Below are 22,026 nucleotides of genomic sequence, written 5' to 3'. Positions count from 1 at the left end.
TTCACCCGCGAGCTGAGCGGGTTAGGAGTGGCGGAAGGTTCGGCGATAGGCCGAGGGGGCCACCCCGATCGTCGCGTGCAGGTGCTGTCGCAGCGCGGTGGCACTGCCCAGCCCGGCGCGGCGGGCCACCGCCTCGACCGCGAGGTCGGTCGACTCCAGCAGGATCCGGGCGTGCTCGACGCGCTGGCGGAGCAACCACTGCCGCGGGCTGAGCCCGGTCTCGTCACGGAACCGGCGGGTGAACGTCCGTACGCTCATCCGGGCGTGCCCGGCCATCTCCTCCAGGGTGACCGGCTCGGCGAGCCGTCGCAGCACCCAGGCCCGGGTCGGCTCGGTGCCGGCGCCGTCGGCGGCCGGCACCGGCCGCTCGATGTACTGCGCCTGCCCGCCGTCGCGCCAGGGCGGCACGACGCACCGCCGGGCCGCCCGGTTCGCCACGTCGGCGCCGTGGTCGGCGCGGATGATGTGCAGGCAGAGGTCCACCCCGGCACCCACCCCGGCCGAGGTCAGCACGTCGCCGTCGTCCACGAACAGCACGTCGAAGTCCCACCTGACCTGCGGGTAGAGCCCGCCGATCCGGCGGGCCCAGGCCCAGTGGGTGGCCGCCGGGCGCCCGTCCAGCAGGCCGGCCGCGGCCAGCACCGAGGCGCCGGTGCAGATCGACACGATCCGGGCGCCCCGGGCCGCGGCGGCACGCAGCGCGGCCCCGACCTCCGGGGTGAGCGTTCCATCGGTGACCGGGCCACCGGCGTGGATGCCGGGCACGAGGACGGTGTCGGCCGTGGCGAGGGCCTCCAGCCCGTGATCGGGGACGACCGTGAAACCGGCCTCGGTGCGGATCGGGCCGGGACCGCAGACGCGCAGGTCGTAGAGGCGGTTGCGGTCGGCGTCGCGGGCCGCGCCGAACACCTGCGGCGGCACACCCAGGTCGAACGGGACCACCGCGTCGAGAGCGAGCAGAACGATGCGATGACGTGGAGGCATGGCCTGATTCTTGCGCATGATGGCCTCCCGGCCACTCGCCCGTCCGGCCCGGGCTGATCAGAATCAAGCACGTGAAGTCGCGCATCCATCCCGCCTGGTTCGTGGCCGTCGCCGCCTTCGTCGCCCTGATCGGCGCGGCCGGCTTCCGGGCCACCCCGTCCGTGCTGATCCAGCCGCTGAACGAGGAGTTCGGCTGGTCACTGGGCACGATCTCGGCCGCCGTCTCGGTGAACCTGCTGCTCTACGGTCTGACCGCGCCGTTCGCCGCGGCGCTGATGGACAAGTTCGGCATCCGCCGGGTCGCGATGGGCGCGCTGCTGCTGGTCTCGGCCGGCTCCGGGCTGACCCTGTGGATGAGCCAGAGCTGGCAGCTGATGCTCTGCTGGGGCGTGCTGGTCGGCCTCGGCACCGGCTCGCTCGCGCTGGGCTTCGTCGCCACCATCACCGGGCGCTGGTTCGTGCGGCACCGGGGCCTGGTCACCGGGGTGCTCACGGCCGGCGGCGCGACCGGCAACCTGATCTTCCTGCCGGTGCTGGCGCAGCTCACCCAGTCGCACGGGTGGCGCACGGCCGCCCTCACCGTGTCCGTGGCGGCGCTGGCCGTCGTACCCCTGATCTGGTGGCGCCTGCGTGACCACCCGGCGGACCTGGGGGTGACTGCTTTCGGGGGCACGATCGCCGCGGAGAGGCCGGCGAAGCCGGCCGGAGGCGCGGCGCGCAACGCCCTGAGCGCGCTGCGCGACGCCGCGCGCACCCGGCCGTTCTGGCTGCTCGCCGGCGGCTTCGCGATCTGTGGGGCGACGACGAACGGCCTGGTCGGGACCCATTTCATCCCGGCCGCGCACGACCACGGGATGCCGCAGACCACGGCTGCGGGCCTGCTCGCCCTGGTGGGGATCTTCGACATCGCCGGCACCATCGCGTCCGGCTGGCTGACCGACCGGGTGGACAGCCGGATCCTGCTCGGCGCCTACTACGCGCTGCGCGGGCTCTCCCTGCTGGTCCTGCCGTCGCTGTTCGCCGCCACCGCGCATCCGAGCATGCTGGTCTTCATCCTCTTCTACGGCCTGGACTGGGTGGCCACCGTGCCGCCGACCGTCACGCTGTGCCGGGAGTACTTCGGTGAGCGTGGCGCGGTGGTCTTCGGCTGGGTCTTCGCCTCGCACCAGTTCGGCGCGGCCGTCGCCGCCACCGCCGCCGGCCTGGTCCGCGACCGGCTCGGCGAGTACACGTTCGCCTGGTACGGCGCCGGCGCGCTGGCGATCCTCGCCTCGATCCTGAGCCTGATGCTCTTCGCCGGCAAGCGCCTCAAGCCGGTCGCCCCGGGCATCGGCCTGGCGGTGCCGACCGGCCGGTGACCGCTCAGCCGGTGAGCTCGACTCAGCCGGTGAGCTCGACGACCTCCAGCAGTCCGCTCAGCACCAGGATCTGCCGCACGTTGTGGCTGGGCCGGGCCAGCCGGAACGGGATGCCCCGGTCCCGGGCCCGCTGAAAACCGGAGATCAACGCGCCCAGGCCGGTGGAGTCGATGAACGACACCTCGGCCATGTCCACCACGATCCGCTCGGGGCCGGCGGCGACCGCCTCGCCCAGAACCACCCGCACCTGTTCCACGGTGAGAATGTCGATTTCGCCCTGCAACGACACGGTCGTCGTGCCGTCGGTGGTATCCAAACTCGTCACGCTCTCATCGGCCACGGGGGGACCTTCCGTCTCGGGCGCGTGCCCGCTTTGCGTTGGCGGGGCTTCCACGTACGGTAATCGGCATCACCAACACGTGAGGAGCACAGTGTGCCGATCCGTGGCGGTCTGCCGCCGCGCAACCCCCGCTTCGTGGGTCGGGAGAACCTACTGACCCGGGTGCGCGGGATGCTGGGCAACGGTCCAGTGGTGCTGCTACCGAGCCCGGACCACCAGCTCGGTGGTACCGGACGTACCCAACTCGCCGTTGAGTATGCCTACCGCCATGCTGAGTCGTACGACCTGGTCTGGTGGATTCCGGCGGAGCAGAACGCCGGGATGCGGGCCGCGCTCGCCGGGCTGGCCCACGAACTGGGCGTGCCCGAGGCGCGCGACCTCAACCGGACGCTCGGCGCGGTCCGGGACGCGCTGAGCCGGGGCGAGCCGTACCGGAACTGGCTGGTCGTCTTCGAGAACGCCAACCGGCCCGAGGACATCATGCCGTACCTGCCGAGCGGGGCCGGGCACGTGCTGGTGACCAGCCGCAACCCGCGCTGGACCGCCGAGGTGGCGCAGGCCCTGCCGGTGCCGGTCTTCGACCGGGCGGACAGCGTGGACCTGCTCCGCGGGCGCTCCGGCGATCTCTCCACGGCGGACGCGGACCGGCTCGCCGAGCGGCTCGACGACGTGCCGATGGCGCTCGACCTGGCCGCCGCGGTCCGCGACGCGGTCGGCTGTTCGGTCAGCGACTACCTGGAGCGCTACGAGCAGCGCGCCGCCGAGCTGGCCTTCCCCACCCCGATCCGGGTCGCCTGGGGCCTGGCCGCCGAGGCGCTCGGCACCGCCGCCCCGGCCGACCGGGTGCTGCTGGAACTCTGCACCTTCCTGGCCAGCGCGCCGATCTCGTGGCGGCTGCTGTGGGCGGCGCGCACCCTCCCGCTCGACGCGGACCTGGCCCGGACCGTGCGGGTCGAGCGGCGGCTGCGCGCGGCGATGCGCCGGATCAGCCGGTACGGGCTGGCCGAGCTGGACCCGGCCGGCGAACAGCTGACCGTGCACCCGCTGGTGCGCGGGATGTTCGGCCAGGAGCTCAGCTCCGAGCGGCACGCGGCGCTGCTGCGGACCGTGCGGGGCATGCTGGCCGCCGCCGATCCCGGTGACCCGGACAACCCGGCCGGCTGGTACCGCTACGCCGAGCTGGCCCCGCACCTGATCCACTCCGACCTGCTCGGCGGCGACGCCGAGGAGATCCGGCAGCTGGTGATCAACTGCATCCGGTACCACTTCGCCCGCGGCGACTACGACTCCAGCCGGGATCTGGCCGCCTCCGCGGTGGCCCGCTGGCGCGACGCGCTCGGTGAATCCGCCGAGCAGACCCTGCTCGCCGCGTTCCACCTGGCCAACGCGTTGCGGGCGGTCGGGCGTACGGTCGACGCCCGCAACCTGAACCTGCAGACCCTGCGCACCCAGCGCGAGGTTTTCGGCGCCGACGACGAGGCGACCCTGGCGACCGCCAACAGCGTCGGCGGTGACCTGCGGATGCAGGGGCACTTCGGGCAGGCCCGGCAGCTCGACGCGGACAACCTGGTGCGCTATCGACGGCTGTTCGGCGAGAGTTTCCCGACCGCCCTGCGGTGCGCCAACAACCTCGCCGCCGACCTGCGGCTGCTGGGCGACTTCCGGGGCGCCCGGGCGCTCGACGAGCAGGTGCTGCGGCACCGGCAGGCGATCTTCGTGCCGGGGCATCCGGAGACGCTGTCGTCGCGCACCGGTCTGGCCTACGACCTGTTCGGGCTCGGCGACTACGCCGGTGCGGCCGCGCTGCTGACCGCCACGCACATCGAGAAGGTGCCGGCCGACCACCCGTTCGCGCTGTGGGCCGGCCGGTTCGCCGCGATGGCCGCCCGGCGCCGCGGCGAACCGCAGGCCCGGGAACTCGCCGAGGCGAACCTGGCGGCCTGCCGGCAGAAGTTCGGTGACCTCAGCGTCGACACGCTCGCCTCGGCGGTGTCGCTGGCCAACTGCGCCCGCGCCGACGGTGCCCTGGACGACGCGCACGAGCTGCTGGAACGAGCCGTCATCCGCTACCACGCGGTGCTCGGCGACGAGCACCCGTTCACGCTAGCCGCGTCGGCCGGCCTGGCCGGGGTGGTCCGCGCCGCCGGCCGGTACGCCGAGGCCCGCACCATCGACGAGGAGGTGCTCAGCGGCCTGCGGCGCAGCGTCGGCGCCGACCACCCGTTCGCGCTGAGCTGCGCCAACGGGCTGGCCGCCGATCTCGCCGCGGCGGGCGAGGTGCAGAAGAGCCGGGAACTCGCCGCGGACACGCTGCGCCGGTCCCGGGCCGTGCGCGGCCTGGACCATCCGGACACGGTGGCCTGCGCGTGGAACCTCGCTCTCGCCGACGGCGACGAGACCGCCCGGCAGCAGGCCCTGACCGCCCTGGCCAAAGCGTTCGGCGACGGCCATCCGGTGTTCCGGACGACCGCCGCCGGTCTGCGGCTGGAGACCGATATCGATCTCCCGCCGCTATAGCGCCCGGATCGGCACCCCCTGCTTGTCGAGCAGTTCGGTCACGCTGCCGGCCGGCATCGGCCGGGCGAAGTGGTAACCCTGGGCCCGGCCGCAGGCCAGCTCCCGCAGCCGGGACGCCTGCTCGGCGTTCTCGATGCCCTCGGCGACCGGTGACAGGTTGAAGGTGCGGGCGATGTGCATGACCGCCTCGGCCACCGATGCGTCGCCGCTCTCCGGCATCGCCTGCACGAACGAGCGGTCGATCTTGATCACGTCGACCGGCAGGCTGCTGAGGTGGCTCAGCGAGGAGAAGCCGGTGCCGAAGTCGTCCAGGGCGATCCGCACCCCGAGCGACTTGAGCGCGCTCAGCACCCGGGCCGACTCGACCAGGTCGGTGAGCGCCACCGACTCGGTCAGCTCCAGCACCAGGTCCTGCGGGGGCAGGCCGGTGCGCTCCAGGATCGTGCGCACCTCGTCGATCAGCTTCGGGTTGCCCAGCTGGGAGGCGGACAGGTTGACGTTGAGCTCGAAACCGGGGAACCGGTTCTGCCAGTCGATCGCCTGGCGGCAGGCCTCCTCGAGCACCCAGCCGCCGAGGCGCGGGAGCAGCCCGAGCGACTCGGCCAGGTCGAGGAAGACCGCCGGCGGGACCAGGCCGCGTTCCGGGTGCTGCCAGCGGACCAGCGCCTCGACGCCGACCGTGTGGCCGCCGTCCAGGTCGACGATCGGCTGGTAGTGCACCTCGAACTCGCCGGCCTCGATGCCGCGCAGCAGGTCGGCCTCGGCGAGGCGGCGCTGCTCGGCGGCGGCGAACAGCTCCGGGTCGAACCGGCGGGCGACACCGCCGCCCTCCACCTTCGCCCGCAGCAGCGCCTGGTCGGCCCGGCGCAGGACGTGGTCGAGCACCTCGCCGGTCTTGGCGACCGCGACACCGGCCCGGGCCCGGATGGTCACCGGCACGCCGGCCACCTCCAGCGGTCGGTGCAGCTCGGTCAGCACCCGCTCGGCGACGGCCAGCGCCGCCTGCTCGTCCTCCAGGCCGGGCAGCAGCACCGCGAACTCGTCGCTGTCGAGCCGGGCCACGGTGTCGTTGGCGCGCACGTTCACCGCGAGCCGGTCGGCCGCGGCGCGCAGCAGGTCGTCGCCGACGATGTGCCCGAAGTGGTCGTTGACGTGCTTGAAGCCGTCCAGGTTCACCAGGATGACCGCGGTGTGGGTGCGGCTCGGCTCGTCGAGCACCTCTTCGGCGTACTCGACGAACATCTTCCGGTTGCCGAGCCCGGTCAGCGGGTCGCGGAACACCTGCTGGGCCAGCAGCACCTGCTGGCGGCTCAGGTCCACGTCGGGCCGGTCGCCGAGCGCCTGGCGGACCAGCACCGCGGCCGCCACCAGCATCACCAGCCAGGTCGCGACCGGTGACAGGTCACCGTTGAGGTGCCGGATGCCGGCGGCGCCGAGCGCCGCCCCGGTCACCACATGGCGCAGCATCGGCCGGCCGTCGGACATCAGCACCGCGAGGCCGAGACAGAGCGCCGCGAGCAGCGGCACGATCCGGCCGGGCATCCCACCCGGGTGCCCGGCGTCAGCCACCGGCCAGGCCAGCAGGACCAGCGACGCGAGCACAGCGGCGTCTTCGACACCGAGCCGTACCCGGTCCAACAGAGCGTTGCGACCCACGATCCACCTCCGGCGAGACACATCGGTCCCGCGCGAAGCCAGATGAGTTATCCGGCCAGCCAATCGGCGAGCACGCCGATCTCTGCCTCCGGCAGCGCGCTCGCCAGCGCTTTCACCACCTCGGGCCGCTCACGCACCGCCCGGTGCGGCGAGACCAGGGCAAGACCGCTCCAGGCCCGATCATCCCCACGATCACGATCAAGACATTCCTCGTACGCGTTCTCCGCGGCCCCGTGCTCCCCGCGCAAGCAGGCACGATCCGCGGCCGCAGCGCGACCGCCGGGCGTGAGCACGGGGTCACTCTCACCCCGTCCCGCGTCCCCCCTGGCCAGCGTCCGCGCCAGCCGCACCCGGGGGCTGTTCTCCAGTGCCCGCCCCGGCGCCGCGGTCGGCACCGACCGCACCCGCACCGGCGGCTGGCCCGCCCGCCAGGCCGCCGCGAGCGCGGCCACGTCCTCGGCCGCGACGGTCAGGTTCCGCAGCCGCCAGCGCACCCGGTGGTCGGCGCCGGCCAGCCCGGCGAGCCGCGCGACCTCCGGTTCGACGGCGTCCGCCAGCCACGGCCGGGCCTCGTCGGCGAGCGCGGTCACGAACCGCGTCCCGGCGGCCGTCAGGTGCCCGCCGGCGAGCAGCCCTTCAGCGGCCGCCATCACCGCCTCCCGCCACCTGGCGAACTCGAACCCCGCCACCCCACCCACCGCGCCGGCCACGCGGGCGTCCGGGGCTTCGGCACGCCAGAAGCGGGTTACGGCGAGGTAGGCGTAGGCGCCGTGGAGGATGCCGAGAGGCGGGCGCGGATCGTCGCGCCACGGGGAGTAACCGGGGGCCCCGCCGGGCTGGACCAGGTCGAAGAGCTGATGGACGGCGTTGAGGACGCTGTGCTGGACCTCGTGCAGCAGGCCCACGGCCAGCGCGGTGCCGTCCGCGGGTGGGGACATGGCCACCGCGCCGAAGGCTTCGGCCGAGGTGGCGCTGATCCCCTCGGCTGCGGGATCGGGGCGCACCGGGACGATCACCCGAAGGACGGCGGCCATCGTCTCCGCCGCGGGGCGGTGGCGGGTCACCAGGATGCGCCAGGCGTCGTCCAGGCAGCGCTGCCAGTGGGCGAGCTCGCTGCCGGAGAGCGGGCCGGCCGGAGTGAGGCCGAGCAGGTGGCGCAGCGGATCGGCGTCGTCCACCCGTACGGTCAGAGTGAGATCAGCGCAGGTGGTGTGCAGAGAGTGACCACCGGGCCGGGGTCCGTCGGCGCTCGCGCCGTCGCGCAGGGTGTGCGCGGCCCACAGGCCGGTCATCGGGTCGGCGATCAGCCGGCGGGCCTCGTCGGGGTCCGCGGCGGTGAGCCGCGCGAACCAGGCCGGGGCCTCGGGCTGCGCGCGCCGGATCTCGCGAAGCAGCAGCAGGTGGCGGCTGAGCTGGGCCCGGCGCAGTGTGCCGAGCGTGTCGGCGTCGGGACGGCCGGCGCCGAGTGCGGCGAGGGCGCTGTCGGTGAGCCGGAAGGTACGCGGGGACATCAGGGGCGGCTCCGGGCGGTCAGACCGCGGAGTTGAACCCGGCGATCGGTTCGCCGGGCCGGGTCAGGTCGTCGGTGAGCCGGCGCAGGGCGCGGGACAGGGTCGAGTCGTCGCGGTCCACGAGTTCAGCGAGGGAGGCGTCGGCAAGATCGATCATCACGGATCGCCACTCCGTCGGCTTCTCCACACCGTCGTGGCCTGCGTCCACGGGACCCCCTCCAGTGCCGGCACGGTATCGGTCGATGCGTTGCCTGCAGGTTACGGCGGTCGTCGGGTCGGGTGACCGGCGGGAGTCTCGACGGTGGGTGTTCGCACACAGTTGCGTAGGCGTGATCTGATGGGACTTGACCGCCGCAAGTCGGTAACGGAGGGCAAATAGTGCTGGGTGGAGAGCCAGGCGCCGGTGACGGCGTGATGGAGGCCTCGGTGGCCGTGACGGCCGGAGCGGGGGAGGAGCCGGATGAGCCGGTGATGCCCGCGCCGCCGTTCCCGACCTTCCAGAACACTCCCACGCTGCCACACCAGGCGCCGGGCAACGGTTACGAGAGCGGGCGGGACAGTCGTGCACGGTGAACCGAGTCCCTCACTGCCGCGGCGCGGTCCGGCGCCGCCGGTGGACCGGATGAGCAACACGGAGCTGGCCCGCATGGTCGAGGCCGAGCATCCGTACCGGGGGAAGGCGCTCTTCGAGCTCTGCGACCGGCTGTCGACCGACGACGACGCGGTCACCAAGGTCGGCATGCTGTCCCGGTTGCCGTCACTGCGCCGGGCCCGGCTGTTCGACCGGGTGTCGCTGGCCTGGTCGGCGATCATCGCGCTGCTGGCGGCCGAGACGGCGGCCGCGCGCGAGGAGGCGTACGCGGCGTTCCGCGCCCTCGACCCGAGCGAGCAGCAGGACATGCTGGACTACCTGGAGGTCGGTGCGATCGAGGAGGCCCACCCGCGCATCACGTGAGCGGGCCCCCAGCTGGTGATCAGGCTTCGACGCGGACGTCTCTGCGGAAGGCGACCCGGTCGCGCACCGCGGAGGCGTCCGGCTTCGGGTCGGGGTAGTACCAGGCGGCGTCCGCGGCGGTGTGCCCGTCGGCGCGCAGCGAGTAATAGGACGCCTTGCCTTTCCAGGGGCAGACGGTGTGCGTCTCGGACGGCACGAGGACGTCGTCGCGCACACTCGTGCGGGGGAAGTAGGTGTTGCCCTCGACAATCACCGTGTCGTCGCTTTCGGCGATCACTTCGTCGTTCCAGATGGCCTTCGGCATGCCTTCGAACGTAGCGCGCTGCGGCGTTTGTGTCTGATACGTGCGCTTTATTCACCTCTCGTGGGTGAAACGCGGACAGTAGCCCCGGCGCACTGGCTCGAGGCTGTATGAAGATCTACAGTGGTTTTCGCTTCCCCCACGAGAACGGCTTCCATGCAGAGCAACCGGCTCGACCAGCTGCGTGGCCCCGGGCGGGCCAAACGGCACAACGCGCGCACGATCGCCGCGCTGACCGGCAACCCGGGCTGCGACCGCCGCGCGGTGCTCGACGCGGCCGGGATCGACAAGGTCAAGCTCGCCGAGCGGGTCGGCTTCCCGGGCAGCTTCGGGCAGTCCCGTTTCGCGCTCTCCCGGGGCAACGCGTTCGAGGCGATGCTCAAGGCCGACGACTGCGCGCTGCTGCGGTCGGTGCTCGGTGCGGCCTCGGAGAGTTATCAGGACCTGGGGGCCGACTCCGACGACACTCTCGGGGCCCGGCACGACCGTACGGTCACACTGCTGGCCGGCGCCGAAGCCGCGTTGATCGACCACCCGCTGCTCACGCTCGACGTGGCCGGGCAGACGGTCTACCTGGAGCCCGACCTGATCGCGTACGCGCATCGGGGCCGCCTGCAGGTGGTCGAGATCAAATCGTTCGCGATCGTGGACGGGCAGGCGGACAGCGCCAAGGTCTCCGCCGCCGCCGTGCAGGCGGCCGTCTACGTGCTCGCCCTGCGCTCGCTGCTGGAGAGCCTGGGCCAGGACCCCTCGCTGGTCGACCACGAGGTGGTGCTGGTCTGCCCGGAGAACTTCTCGCTCAGCCCGGTCGCGGTGCGGCTGGACGTCCGCAAGCAGCTGTCCACCCTGCGCCGCCAGCTGTCCCGGCTCGCCTCGGTGTCCTCGCTGATCGACGCCCTCCCGGCCGGGATCAGCTTCGACCTGACGTTGCCGGCCGAGGAACTGACCGTCGCCCTCGGTCACATCCAGCCGCGGTACGCGCCGGAGTGCCTGTCCGCCTGCGAGCTCTCGGTCTACTGCCGGGACGAGGCGGCCGGCAGCACCGCGGCGCTGGGCCGGACCGTCCGGGAAGCGCTCGGCGGCGTCGACACCGTCGACGAGGTGCTGGCCCTGGCCGACGGCAGCCGGCAGCCGACCGAGGAGCAGACCGAGGCGGCCGCCCTGCTGCGCAACGCCCTGCGATTGCGGGCCGAGGCCCTGTCTTGAGCACCCTCACCGCGCTGGCGCGAGCCCAGGCGGTGGTTTCCGGCCGCGCCCAGCCGATCGCCACGGTCCGGCACCTGCACGTGCACGAGCACCCGCTGGTGCTGATCCCGCTCGCGATGGCCGGGGAGGCGAACGCCCCGCTGGCCGCGATGGTCGGCACCGGCCGCTCCGATCCGCACCTGCTGGTCGTGACCCAGCCGCGCAACCGCGACGACCGGTTCGCCTTCTTCGCCGCGCTGGCCGAGCAGGTCGTGCCGTACCTGGACTCGTTCGCCACCGAGACCGAGGACGTGCCGGTGGACCGCGGCCGGGACGTGCGCCAGCGATATCGGGACGCGCCGCAGCTGTGGGTGCCGAACCCGGCCGGTGTCGACTTCCTCCGGCTGCTCGGCCGGTCCACCCGGTTCCGCACCACCGACGGCGATTACCCGGTGCCGGCCGGCGTGCCACTGCTCGGCCGCTGGCTGACGTTCTTCGCCAACACCGCCGAGATGCCCGGGTCGTGCCTGCTGCTCAACGCGGTGCAGGCGCTCGGGCTGCACTGGGCGACCGGGCAGAGCGCCGCCGAGGACGCCCAGCTCGGCGCCCAGCTGGCCTGGATCGAATCCGGCGCGGAAGCGGCCCGGGAAGCCGAGAAAGGCCCGGTCGCCGGCCCGGCCACCGACCCGGACTTCGACAACCGGGTGCTGGCACCACTCATCGAACGGTCCGCTCCGGAACTCCCGGACGTGCTGCGGGACCTGCTGCTGCCCACCTGGGAACGGATGTGGCGGGTGCTCGACCTGCTGCGGCGCCTGCCGGCCGGAGAACGGGTGGCCTCCCGATGGGACTCCGACCGGGACGCCTACACGGCGTTCGCGCAACACGTGGCCGAGGGTGGCGCACCGCAGCCCCGCCGCGACGGGGCGGTGGCCGCGGCCGCCCGGCTCCAGCGCCTGGAGAGCGCCGCCGCCCGGTACGCGGTGCAGCGCGCCTTCGACGACCCGCTGGTGCTGGCCGAGTACCGGCTCGCCGGGGCGGCCTTCGCCGGCACGGTCACCCTCGCCAACCCGGACCGGATCGACGACAGCGGCAAACGGCCGGTCCTGCGGCCACGGATCATGGTGCACACCACCGAGGAGGTCCGGGTCGAGCCGGGCACCTCACTGACCTCACCGGCGCGGCCGGCGCAGAAAGCCAAGGTCATCTCGGTGAGCCCGGACGGTGACGTGCTGCTGGAACTCTCCGGCGGGATGGGCCGCAAACTGGTCGCCGAACCGCGCAGCGTGCCCGCGGTGGGGGAGCGGCTGGTGCTGACCACGCTCAGCGAGGCGTACCGCCCCGGCGGCGCGTTCCCGGAGCCGGCCGACACGCCGTGGACCCACGGCGGGCCGCCGTCAACCGAGCCGGACCAGCAGTAACGCGATGTCGTCGGTGCGGGTCGGCGCCACCCGCAGCAGCCGGGAACACAACTCGTCGCCGGGCCGGCCGGCGTACTGCCGCAACACCGCGGACAGCCGCTCCACCCCGGTGTCGAGCAGCTGCCGCCGGTCCTCCACCAGGCCGTCGGTGTAGAGCAGCAGGGTGGAACCGGGCGGCACGTAGCGGTGCGCGGTGGACCGTGGGCCCTGGGGTGGCAGGCCGAGCAGCGGCTCCGGCGGCACCCACCACACCTGCACCCGGCCGTCCGGCAGGAGCAGCAGCGGCGGCGGGTGGCCGGCGTTGGCGAAACTCACCGCGAACCCCGACCGGGACCTGCGGATCCGGGCCAGCACGGCGGTCGCGGCGGCCGGCACCCGCAGGCCGTGCAGCGTCCGGTCCAGGGTGGTGAGCAGGGTGCCGGGGTCCTCGTCGCGGCCGTACGCATCCCCGCGCACCAGATTGCGCAGCTGGCCCATGGTGGCGGCGGCCTCGATGTCGTGCCCGGCCACGTCGCCGACCGCGACCACGACGCTGCCGTCCGGCTGGACGAACGCGTCATACCAGTCGCCGCCGACCGCGGCGCCGTCCTGCGCCGGCAGATAGCGGGCGTGCAGCTCCATGCCGGGAATCACGGGCAGCTCGGTGAGCAGGCTGTGCTGCAGCACCTCGGCCACGTGCCGCTGCTCCCGGTAGAGCCGGCTGTTCTCGATCGCCAGCCCGGCCCGGCGCCCCACCTCGGCGGCGGTCCGCTCCTCCGCCGTCGTGAACGCCGCCCGCTCGGGCTGGTTCACCAGCAGCACCGCCCCGAGCACCCGGCGCCGCACCGGCGACGTGATCGGCACGATCAGCGACGAGCCGAACCCGGCCCGCTCGGTGATCTCGGCCAGCTCGACGTCGTGCACCCGGCTCGCCAGGTCGGCCCGCACGGTGCGCTCGCTGCCGCGCACGGCCAGCAGGATCGCCCGCAGATCGGTCCGGGACCGGGTGGTCAGCTCCGGCAGCCGGGCCATGTCGTCAGCCCGGGCCGGATCGCGGTGCGTGGCCGACACCCGCGCCGGACCGGCCGGGTCGTCGGCGATCGCCACCACACACCAGTCGGCCAGCCGGGCCGTGACGATCCGGCCGAGCCGGCGCATCGCCTCGTCCACATCCATCGTCGCGGCCAGCGACTCGGTCAGCTCGGCGAACAACTCCAGCTGCTGATGCGCCGACTCGGCGGCCTGCCGGGCCTCCTCGGCCGCGGCCCGCGCGATCCGCAGGCACACCTCCGACGAGCAGGCCTCGGCCAGCTCGCTGAGCAGGGCCACCTCGCTGGGCGTCCAGACCCGCGGCTCGGTGTCGACCGCGCACAGCGCCCCGACGACCAGCCCGTCCGGGTCGGTGATCGGCGCGCCCGCGTAGGCGATCGCGCCCCGCTCCTCGATCGCCGGGTTGTCCCGCATCCGCGGATCGACCCGCACGTCCGGGACGGCGAGCAGCTCACCGTCGACCACGACGTGCCGGCTGAACGAGTGGGTCAGCGGCATCTCCCGCTCGGTGCCGGCCGGCCCGGCCCGGCCGGCGAGGAACTGTTTCTCCTCGTCGACCAGGCAGACCACGCACATCGGCGCGTCCACCAGCTTGCGCACGAGCATGGCCAGCCGATCGAACGCCTCGTCCGGCACCGGCCCGCCGGCGATGCGGCGCACCGACCGCAGGCGGGCGGGATCGGCGAGCACGCCCCGGCCGGTGTCACCGATCACGTCGCCTCGCAGCACCATCGCCCCCTGGCCGCCTCGTCCGCCAGGTTACCGGCGAGATGCGAGAGCCGGTCACCTGCCGGCGTGACCGATCATCCGTTTCCGACCGGCCGAACGGCCTAGTCCACAGTGCCTGCGGCGGTGACCTGCGGTTTCGGCTCACTCCCCGTTCCCGAAGGCCGCTCGGCGGTCAGCGGCGTGCCGCCCGCGGCCTTACAGCCTGCCTCCCACAGCTTGTCGCCTGCGGCCCTGCCGCCTGCGGTCTTGTCACTTGCCACCTGCCGCTTGCGGCCTTATCGCCTGCGGCCTTGTCGTCTGCGGTCAGCAGCCTTGCCGCCAGCGGCTTGTCGCCGTGGCCGTGGCCGGCGGCTATGCGGCGTCGCGTGGCAGGCGGTCGAAGGGCTGGCGGCGGCCCGCGGTCAACCCGGAACGGATCGTGCCGCGGATCTCCGCAGTGCCCAGCCCGGCATGGCGGGCCGCGGCCGTCAGTTCCCAGCGCACGGTCGCCGCGTCCAGCAGCCCGGCCCCGACGAACCGGCCGAGAGCGAACGCCGCCCGGTTCAGCGTGTCGTTGCGGGTGCCCACCACGGCGCGGGCCACTCGGTCGGCCTCGGCGTCGAGCGCTGCCTCCGCGTACCGATCGGGGTGGGCGACGGGATGGTCCCGCAGAGCCGGCGGCGGGCCTTCGATCAGCGCCCGCAGCGGCGCCGGGCTGGCCGGCAGGCCGCCCGTGGGGCGCCGCAGCCAGACATAGTCGGCCCCCGTCGCGTGCCTCGACGGCGGCGCCAGCACATAGCCGCCGGAGCCGCGCCAGTCGAGACCGGGCAGCAGGCCGACCCGGTTGCCGAAACCGGTGGGGTGGAACCAGAGGTGGCGGCCGCCCCCGCCGGTGCGCACCTGCGGACCGGGCGGCACGTCGTCGCCGAGCAGGTGGCGCAGCCCGTGCCAGCCCTCCGCGGAGTCGATGTCGGCCACATCCATCACGACGCCGGTGCGCAGGCCGACATTCGCCCGGGGCCAGTGGAACCACCAGAGCCTGATCTGACGGGGGTCGGTGGTGGCCTCGGTCAGCCCGTGCCGGAGACGGGGATGTTTGCCGGGACGGTCGCATCGGGCTCCTCGGACGCAGGAACAAACGCCACCCTGGTCAGGCGTGTGCACCGGCAGGACCGGGATGCCGTGCCGGGCGTACGCGAGGGCAGCCGTGAGCGACATTAGAACAACCGTACGACACTTTTACGGTCCCGGCAGCGTCCGCAGGACATGCGAGATGTGGTGTGACGTGCTCCAGGCGATCCAGCTCGCCGAGCTGCCGCCGCCCCGCGCGGTGCGGGCCCGGCGGGCGATCTCGGCGTCACCCCACGAGAAGCGGGCACCGTCCGCCGGCCACTGCGGCGACCCCACCAGCGTGCGGCAGAGGTCGTGGCATCGGTCGTCGCTGCGCCCGCCCCGCCGCGCCCACCGGTAGATCCACCACTCCTGCTCCGCGGTGTATCGCAGCGTGGGCAGCTGCCGGTGGTGCTGCACGCCGTGTCGCCGCACCGGGGACGTCACGCCGTAGTCGGCGTACTCCAGATCCGGTTCGCGCAGCTGTGCCCAGACCCGGGCGTCCAGCCGGCCCACCGGCACCGGGCGGTCGGTGGGCAGATCGTCGAGGTTCGGTGGCATGGCGCCGGACGCCACGCTCACCGACCGCCACGGTGAGCTCTTCGCCCAGCGGATCACCCGCCGGGCGCGTTCCACCACGGCGTCGGCGTGCGCGGCGCACGCCGTCTCGGCCAGGTCGATCAGCAGGTCGATCTCGTCCGGGTCGAGCGCGGTGGCGCCCAGCACCCGATCGACGACGGCGTTGGCCTCGGCCGGGTTGCCGGCGTCGGCGTGCGGCTGGAACCGGAGAACCGCACCCCGCAGGTGCATGCGGGCCGCCAGCCCGTGCGCGACCAGCTGTCGGCGGCTCTCGTGCGGCCGGAGCACCGGAACCATCGCGATGCCGAGGTTGGTCAGCTGCTCGGCGAACGACAGTGGCCTCGGCTCGGGCAGATTGCCGAAGTCCAGCGCGATCGCGGCGGCACGGGGCCGCAGCTCTCGGAGCAGCGGAAGAGCGCTGTCGCCCGGCTCCAGCTCGAGGATGGGTGCGACCCGGCAGGCGTCGTCGTCGGACAGATGGGCCAGCGCGGCCAGCTCGCCGCGACGCGGCCGCAGAATCGGGCGATAGACCCGGTCACGCTCCATTGTTCAACAATGTTACGCACGGTATAAATGCGCAAGTATCGATTGATTTGCCTCCCATCCGTCCGGGAACTTGACCGGCACGTTGATGTGCATCGGCTCGGTGGAGGGGTGGGCGTCCAGCAGTTCGGCGATCCCGGCGCGGGCCACCACCACGCAGGAGTGCCGGTGCCGGGAGGTGAGCACGCAGAGCCGCCCGGACTCCAGGTGGAAGGCGGTGGCGTCGCGCCGCCCGGAGAGTGGGTGCAGCACGACGGTCAAGTCGTACTCCCGGCCCTGCAGCCGGTTGGCGGTGTCGACGGTGACGTCGGCCGCCTCCGGTGGCAGCAGCGCGCGGATCGTCGCGACCTGGTCACGGTGGGCGGCGCCGATGGCGATCCGGTCGGCAGTGAGTGGACCGGACCCGGCCTCGGACGACGCCTCTCCGGCCCGGGCCAGGGCGCGGCCGGCCAGGGCGGCGCAGGCGGCTGCGGCCTCGGCGTCGGTCCGCAGGGTGAAGCGGGCCGGCAGCTCGTGCAGCCCCCACCCGGTCGCGGCTGCGGTGTCCAGCACCTCGTCCAGCGCGTGCTCCGCCTTCCGGTGGAAGGCGAGCGTGCGGTCGGCCGGGCCGGTGCCGGAGCGGAACCCGGTGAACGGGTAGAACGCCTCGGCGACGACCGGTGCCGCCGAGGCGGGCAGACGCCAGGAGACCGGCAGCCGGTGCACGGGCAACTCGGGATTGTGCCGCAGCAGCACCGCGACCGCGCTCTGCATCGGATCCCAGGACAGGCCGGTCCACCGGTCGACCTCGACGGTGGAGAACGGGTCGAGCTGACCGGGGTCGCCGACGAAGAGCGCGCGCTCGAAGCGCGGCGCGACGCGCAGCAGCGCGTCGGACCGCATCTGGTACGCCTCGTCGACGATCGCCCACGGCCAGGTGCCCTCGCTGACCGTGGCCCACTTGGCGGCCGTGCCGATCGTGACCGCGGGGGAGCCGAGATCGGCGACCTTGGCCGCCACCCGGCAGGCCGGATGCGCCCGGACCCGGGCGGACGGCTCGTAGTCGACCGCTGACAGCCGGCCCACCGTGACCTCGGGTGAGCGCGTGCCGAGCCGGTCGATCAGGTCGTCCACCTGCTCGTTGGTCTGCGCCACGATCATCAACGGCTCGCCGGAGGCGGCCACCTCGCCGGCCGCCCGCACGACCAGCGTCGACTTGCCGGCCCCGGGTGGCGAATCCACCACCACGCCGCGATGCCGGCCGGAGCCGAGATCGCTGAGCACCGCGGAGATGACGGAGGCGGCCTCCTCGGCCGGGCTGACGAGCGCGTTCGAACTCACCCGGGCACCGTAGCGCCCACCCCCGACAGAAACGCAGCGTCACGTTTGCGACACGTCCAGTGGGTAGGCTGCCCTCCATCATGGATCACGTGGAATGGATGTGGCCGGCCGTCGAGTTGGCCGCACTGCGGCTCGGGCGGCGGCTCGGCGTCCCCGTTCCGGCATCGCAGCCGCACCGCTGGTCGTTCGTGCACATCGTTCCCAGCGTCGGTCCCGACGACGAGGCGGCGATCCGCGCGGGCCGGGTGCACAGCGACACCGGCCGCAGCTTCCGGGTGGTGCACTGGGAGTTCGAGGCCGACCGGCTGGAGGGGTACGACCACGATCTCGGCCACGTCCGGGTGCGCCACGCGGAAGCCGCTGACGAGGCCGAACTCCTCGCTGTGCTGCGCGAATGGCGACTCCCGCCGACCGGATTCCGCTGTTCCTGGGACGCCGTCGGCCCGGTCTGAGCGAGTTATCCACAGGCCTCTCCGTGATCTTGTGGATGTCACTAGCGTGAGGCGCGCGTACTCGCGACGGTGAATGGAGGCGGTCATGTTCGACGCGCGGGACCTGGACGAGGCCGAGCGCTGGATCGACAACTGGCAGAACGCCATCGAGGTCCGGGCTGGGCGGGCGCGGGAGCTGTCGGCCCGGTTGGAGCAGCTGACGCGGACCGCGCGGAGTCCTGACGGGCTGGTGACCGTGAGCGTCGGGGCCACCGGCGACCTGCTCGGGCTGGAGCTCGGCGAGGGCATCCGGCAGCGGCCGGCCACGACCACCGCGCGGGAGATCCTGACCACGCTGAGCGCCGCCCGTGCCGCGCTCACCGACGCGGTCGCGGCGGAGACCGAGGCGACGCTGGGCGCTGGCACAGCGACCGGGCGGGCCGTCGTCGAGTCGTTCGCCGCGCGTTACCGGGCGCCGGGAGCGAGCCGTGGCTGATCACCAGCAGCAGGTCCGGGTCCGCCACACCGACCTGCTGGCGCACGCCGGCGCGGTGGAGGGGATCAGCGATCAGATCACCGCGGTGGCCCGGGCCGGTCAGGCGGTGCGGGCCGGGCCGGAGGCGTTCGGGCGGCTCTGCACGATCGTGCCGGCCGCGCTCGGCGTGCTGCAGGATCTGCTGGTCGGCGGTATCCGGTCAGCCGCGGCGGCGATGCACGACACCGGCGGCCGGTTGCGGGCGACCGCCGAGGCGTACGAGTCGGCCGACCACCGTCGTGCCACGGCCTTCCACACCGTCCCGGGCCGGCGATGACAGCCCCGGTCAGTGACTGGGCCGGGATCGGGATCGCGGAGGAGATCGATGCGGTCGCGGCCGCGGTCAGCAGCCGGAGCTGGATCGACGGGACGATCAGCGGCGCCGGCGCCGCCCTCGACGGGATGTCCCTGGCGATGGATCCGGTCGGAGGCCTGCTTCAGTACGGGATCGCCTGGCTGATCGAGCATGTCGAGCCGCTGGCTGACAGTCTCGACAAACTGGCCGGTGACGCTGCCGTGATCGCCGCGCAGGCCCAGATCTGGCGGACCGCGGCCGCTGATCTGGTTACCGAGGCGGAGAGCCTGGGCCGGGCCGCCGTCGGAGACGTCTCCGGGTGGAGCGGGCCGGCCGGCGACGCCTACCGGCTCTGGGCGGGGCGACAGGAGCAGGCACTGCGAGCCCTCGGGACCGGCTCGGGCGCGATGGCCGCGATCACCGAGGGCAGCGGGGGCCTGATCGGCGCGGTCCGGATCATGGTGCGCGATGCGGTGGCCGCCGTGGTTGCTCGCCTGATCGTCTATGCGGGCGAGCTGATCATCACGGCGGGCGTTGCCACCCCGCTGGTGGTCGGGCAGGTGGCCGCGCTGTGCGCCTCCTGGTCGGCCAAGATCGCGGGATGGCTGCGGGGTTTGCTTGCCAGCCTGCGGCGGCTGCTCGACGAGAGCGAGCACCTCGGTGGGCTGGTCGGCTCACTCAGTGACCACCTGCGCCCGGCGGCCAAGGCCGGCACCGACGAGACGCCCAGCGGCGGCGGCACGCCCGCGACAACTGCCGCCGACCCGCCCGCCGCTGCGGCCGGTAGTTCGCCCGCGGCTGCTGCCGGTGCTTCGCCTGCGGCTGCTAGCGGCGGCTCGCCCGCGACGGCTACCGGTGGCTCGCCCGCGGCTGCGGCCGGTGGCTCTCCTTCGGCTGCTATCGGTGGCGCGCCTGCGGCTGCGGCCGGTGGCTCACCTGTGGCTGCGGCTGGTGGCTCGCCTGCGGCTGCGGCAGACGGCTCGCCTGTGGCTGCGGCGGACGGCTCGCCTGCGGCTGCAGTCGGTGGTCCGCCTGAGAACGCCGCAGCTGGCACGGCTCCTGCCGGCGCGGCAGATGTGCGCGCCGCCGGGGAACGCGCTGTGGGCGGTGACGTTGGGATGGCGGCTGATGCCGGATCCGGCGAACCGTCCGGCCCCGGTCTCGCGGGCCGGCCTCCGGACAGCCCCGACTTTGACCCCGGCCGGGACCGGGCGACGCTGGGTGACGGGTTCCAGCCCGGTGTCGTCCACGACCCTGAGCAGCGCTTCGAGCCGAAGGAACGGGCCATCGCCGACCGCCTGGCCGGCGACGGAGCGATGGTTCATCCGCGGCAGCGCATCGACGACGTGCGCGGGCTGACGAACCCGGACGCCATGGTGCGGATCGCGGCCGACGACGCCGGGACGGTGACCGAGTTTAAGACGCCGGAGAGTTCCAGCAGCGGCAGCGTCCGCGCGAACATCCTCGCGGCCGGCAAGCAGGTCGCCTCGCACGGCGGCGGCGACGTGGTGATCGACGGGCGGGCTGCCGGGCTGAGCGAGGAAACGGCACGGCAGGGCTATGCCCGGGCAGCCGGGCATGCCCGCGAGCACGGTTCGGCGATGCCGGAGCGTGTCCGTGTGATCCTGAGCGATGGAACGATCCTCGAGTTCCCGTAACCGAGAGGGCCAACACCGTTGTCCACTCAAGAGCACGTCTACCTCTACTCGCCGCGCAAGCCCGCGGAGCTGGCCGGCGAACTGGCGTCCACGATCAAGATGCGGATCGTGGACGGTGAACGCGGTGAGACATTCCTGAGCCGACCACTGCCTGACGGCTCCGGCGACGTCGGCGGCGAATTGCACCGCAACGACCTGGCCGACCCCGACTCGTTCGCCGGAGCGTTCGCCTTGGTCCTCGACGTCGGCGTCACCGGCGGCGACCGGGATCAGCAGATCGCCGAGGCTCGCAAGCTGTTCACCGATTTGAGCGAGAGCAACCTGGTGGCGGCCGCACTCGTGCGTGGTCACGACTTCCTCATCGGCTTCACCAGCCCGTCGACCGGCCTCATCTGGTTGCCGGAAGGCATCACTCCCTACGCTGAGGATCGTGACGTCTGGCTGCCATTGACCGCACATCTGGCCTGATCCACACAATGGCGGAAATCCGAGGGCGGTGAGCTGTGACCACTCATGTTTCCCTGCCGACCGAAACGGCGAACACGAGCCGGCCCTGAGCTCGCGGAGGCGGACCTGGCCTGCCCGGACCGCATCGATCACTGATCAGCTCGAATGTCTAATGTGCGCGCTGCGTGAGTACGCGACATTCTTCAACGATGTCGCGACCCAACCCGACCCGCAATCGAATACCGGGCCTATAGGCTCGCGGCTCTTTATTCGCCAAGGTGATTGATGCGTAGCCAAGCTGTTTCTGGCGAAGAAACCTTTGGAGCTGAACCGTGCCCGCAGTGGCCGTTTGGCCGCACGATAAGAACACCGCCTCTATATAGGTGTGGACGGCAAGCCGTTGCATCATCGCCGCCGTCTTTGAAGGGTATGCCGACCAGTGAGTAGGCGAGGCGGCCGATCAGTGCGGGGCGGTGGTGTCGGTGTGCGCGAAGTCGCTGATCAGCGCGGGCGGCAGTGCCGGTGTCGGGGCGAAATCGCCGGTCAAAGTAGGCAGCGGCGCCGGTGTGCGGCGAATCCGGCCAGTCAGTACTAGTAGCGGTGCTGGTGGGCGAATCTCGCCGCTCGGGATGGGTGGCGGTGCCGGTGTGGGGCGGATTCCGCCGGTCAGTACTGGTAGCGGTGCTATGGGGCGAATCTCGCCGCTCGGGGGTGGGGTCGCGGTGCCGGTGTCGGGCGGGTTCCGCCGAGCAGCGCGGGCAGCGGTGCCGGTGAGGCGGATCCGGCCGATCAGCGCAAGCGGCCGTGTCGGTGAGGGTGAATGTTGCGGGTCAGTGCCGAGGATTGGACGCCGTGCCCCCGGCAGCGGGCCGCATTGCTGCGGGCGGCGGCCCGGCAACGGAGGCAGTCGCCGCAACCATCTCGATCAAGCCAAGGCGTCCCCCGCGCGGAGAGCGTTTGCACGCGACGACCGGCCCGCTGGGTGGGAACTGACAACTATCCGACAGTTGCCCTGTCGGTACGGATGTGGTGATCATGGCCCCGGCGGAACTCCGCCCCCATGGCCCTGATCATGCTGCAAGCCTTCCGGGCGCATGCAACCGCTTCGGAACACCGCCACCCGTCACCGCCGCCTCGGTATAA

Annotated in this window: 20 protein-coding genes; 10 read left to right on the top strand and 10 right to left on the bottom strand. The window is 72.9% G+C overall.

The window, feature by feature from the left end; genetic code table 11:
• Positions 1-21 precede the first annotated feature (21 nt).
• Positions 22-1,002: a helix-turn-helix domain-containing protein gene (locus AB0F81_RS27315; protein ID WP_360201698.1), complete on the bottom strand. Its 981-nt coding sequence runs from the start codon at positions 1,000-1,002 to the stop codon at positions 22-24.
• 53 nt (positions 1,003-1,055) lie between these two features.
• On the opposite strand from AB0F81_RS27315, the gene AB0F81_RS27310 reads away from it, so the two are divergent.
• A complete protein-coding gene (locus AB0F81_RS27310; RefSeq protein ID WP_360201696.1) occupies positions 1,056-2,342 on the top strand; it encodes an MFS transporter in 1,287 nt (428 codons plus the stop codon).
• A 22-nt stretch (positions 2,343-2,364) separates the two neighbouring features.
• Here the strand turns inward: AB0F81_RS27310 and AB0F81_RS27305 are convergent, their stop codons facing one another.
• The gene (locus tag AB0F81_RS27305; protein WP_360201694.1) at positions 2,365-2,667 is read right to left on the bottom strand and encodes an STAS domain-containing protein; all 303 of its coding nucleotides are present in this window, start codon (positions 2,665-2,667) and stop codon (positions 2,365-2,367) included.
• Between the two features lie 108 nt (positions 2,668-2,775).
• On the opposite strand from AB0F81_RS27305, the gene fxsT reads away from it, so the two are divergent.
• The gene (gene fxsT, locus AB0F81_RS27300) at positions 2,776-5,199 is read left to right on the top strand and encodes an FxSxx-COOH system tetratricopeptide repeat protein (RefSeq protein WP_360201693.1); all 2,424 of its coding nucleotides are present in this window, start codon (positions 2,776-2,778) and stop codon (positions 5,197-5,199) included.
• Here fxsT and AB0F81_RS27295 read toward each other — a convergent pair.
• From AB0F81_RS27295 to fxsA, 3 genes are read right to left on the bottom strand one after another with little or no spacing between them, the layout of a single operon-like run.
• A complete protein-coding gene (locus AB0F81_RS27295) occupies positions 5,194-6,855 on the bottom strand; it encodes a bifunctional diguanylate cyclase/phosphodiesterase (protein ID WP_360201691.1) in 1,662 nt (553 codons plus the stop codon). The genes fxsT and AB0F81_RS27295 overlap by 6 nt on opposite strands.
• Positions 6,856-6,902: 47 nt before the next feature.
• The gene (locus AB0F81_RS27290; protein ID WP_360201690.1) at positions 6,903-8,366 is read right to left on the bottom strand and encodes an HEXXH motif-containing putative peptide modification protein; all 1,464 of its coding nucleotides are present in this window, start codon (positions 8,364-8,366) and stop codon (positions 6,903-6,905) included.
• A gap of 19 nt (positions 8,367-8,385) precedes the next feature.
• Positions 8,386-8,574 (bottom strand): FxSxx-COOH cyclophane-containing RiPP peptide, encoded by a 189-nt coding sequence (gene fxsA, locus AB0F81_RS27285; protein WP_360201688.1) that lies wholly within the window; start codon positions 8,572-8,574, stop codon positions 8,386-8,388.
• Between the two features lie 414 nt (positions 8,575-8,988).
• Here fxsA and AB0F81_RS27280 point away from each other — a divergent pair, with 414 nt between their 5' ends.
• On the top strand, positions 8,989-9,321 hold the full coding sequence (locus tag AB0F81_RS27280) for a hypothetical protein (protein ID WP_360201687.1): 333 nt from the start codon (positions 8,989-8,991) through the stop codon (positions 9,319-9,321).
• 19 nt (positions 9,322-9,340) lie between these two features.
• On the opposite strand, the gene AB0F81_RS27275 is transcribed toward AB0F81_RS27280, so the two are convergent.
• Positions 9,341-9,625 carry a DUF427 domain-containing protein gene (locus AB0F81_RS27275; RefSeq protein ID WP_360201685.1) on the bottom strand — a complete coding sequence of 95 codons (285 nt, stop codon included), beginning with the start codon at positions 9,623-9,625 and terminating at the stop codon, positions 9,341-9,343.
• Between the two features lie 153 nt (positions 9,626-9,778).
• Between AB0F81_RS27275 and AB0F81_RS27270 the strand changes: the two genes are divergently transcribed.
• Both AB0F81_RS27270 and AB0F81_RS27265 read left to right on the top strand, forming a co-directional pair.
• On the top strand, positions 9,779-10,828 hold the full coding sequence (locus AB0F81_RS27270; RefSeq protein WP_360201683.1) for a hypothetical protein: 1,050 nt from the start codon (positions 9,779-9,781) through the stop codon (positions 10,826-10,828).
• Entirely contained in the window at positions 10,825-12,228 is a 1,404-nt protein-coding gene (locus AB0F81_RS27265; RefSeq protein ID WP_360201682.1) for a hypothetical protein, read from the top strand. Before AB0F81_RS27270 ends, AB0F81_RS27265 begins: the two co-directional genes overlap by 4 nt.
• On the opposite strand, the gene AB0F81_RS27260 is transcribed toward AB0F81_RS27265, so the two are convergent.
• From AB0F81_RS27260 to AB0F81_RS27245, 4 genes are all read right to left on the bottom strand, one after another.
• Positions 12,205-13,989 carry a SpoIIE family protein phosphatase gene (locus AB0F81_RS27260; RefSeq protein WP_360201680.1) on the bottom strand — a complete coding sequence of 595 codons (1,785 nt, stop codon included), beginning with the start codon at positions 13,987-13,989 and terminating at the stop codon, positions 12,205-12,207. The two genes, AB0F81_RS27265 and AB0F81_RS27260, sit on opposite strands and share 24 nt — an antisense overlap.
• Positions 13,990-14,337: 348 nt before the next feature.
• Entirely contained in the window at positions 14,338-15,183 is an 846-nt protein-coding gene (locus tag AB0F81_RS27255; RefSeq protein ID WP_360201679.1) for a bifunctional DNA primase/polymerase, read from the bottom strand.
• Positions 15,184-15,204: 21 nt separating this feature from the next.
• The gene (locus AB0F81_RS27250) at positions 15,205-16,200 is read right to left on the bottom strand and encodes a beta family protein (protein WP_360201677.1); all 996 of its coding nucleotides are present in this window, start codon (positions 16,198-16,200) and stop codon (positions 15,205-15,207) included.
• A gap of 12 nt (positions 16,201-16,212) precedes the next feature.
• Complete coding sequence (locus AB0F81_RS27245) at positions 16,213-17,517, bottom strand: AAA family ATPase (protein ID WP_360201675.1); 1,305 nt, start codon at positions 17,515-17,517, stop codon at positions 16,213-16,215.
• An 80-nt stretch (positions 17,518-17,597) separates the two neighbouring features.
• Between AB0F81_RS27245 and AB0F81_RS27240 the strand changes: the two genes are divergently transcribed.
• The 5 genes from AB0F81_RS27240 to AB0F81_RS27220 all read left to right on the top strand — a co-directional run bounded on the left by AB0F81_RS27240 (position 17,598) and on the right by AB0F81_RS27220 (position 20,904).
• Entirely contained in the window at positions 17,598-17,969 is a 372-nt protein-coding gene (locus tag AB0F81_RS27240) for a hypothetical protein (protein ID WP_360201673.1), read from the top strand.
• A gap of 85 nt (positions 17,970-18,054) precedes the next feature.
• The gene (locus AB0F81_RS27235; protein WP_360201671.1) at positions 18,055-18,444 is read left to right on the top strand and encodes a YbaB/EbfC family nucleoid-associated protein; all 390 of its coding nucleotides are present in this window, start codon (positions 18,055-18,057) and stop codon (positions 18,442-18,444) included.
• Positions 18,437-18,760: a type VII secretion target gene (locus tag AB0F81_RS27230; RefSeq protein ID WP_360201669.1), complete on the top strand. Its 324-nt coding sequence runs from the start codon at positions 18,437-18,439 to the stop codon at positions 18,758-18,760. The genes AB0F81_RS27235 and AB0F81_RS27230 overlap by 8 nt, the downstream gene beginning before the upstream one ends.
• The gene (locus tag AB0F81_RS27225) at positions 18,757-20,436 is read left to right on the top strand and encodes a hypothetical protein (RefSeq protein WP_360201667.1); all 1,680 of its coding nucleotides are present in this window, start codon (positions 18,757-18,759) and stop codon (positions 20,434-20,436) included. Before AB0F81_RS27230 ends, AB0F81_RS27225 begins: the two co-directional genes overlap by 4 nt.
• 18 nt (positions 20,437-20,454) lie before the next feature.
• Complete coding sequence (locus AB0F81_RS27220) at positions 20,455-20,904, top strand: hypothetical protein (protein ID WP_360201666.1); 450 nt, start codon at positions 20,455-20,457, stop codon at positions 20,902-20,904.
• Positions 20,905-22,026: the final 1,122 nt, after the last annotated feature.

This window comes from Actinoplanes sp. NPDC024001 (assembly GCF_040638955.1).
In the GTDB taxonomy this organism is placed as follows: Bacteria; Actinomycetota; Actinomycetes; order Mycobacteriales; family Micromonosporaceae; genus Actinoplanes.
This window is presented reverse-complemented; position numbering and strand designations above follow the sequence as displayed.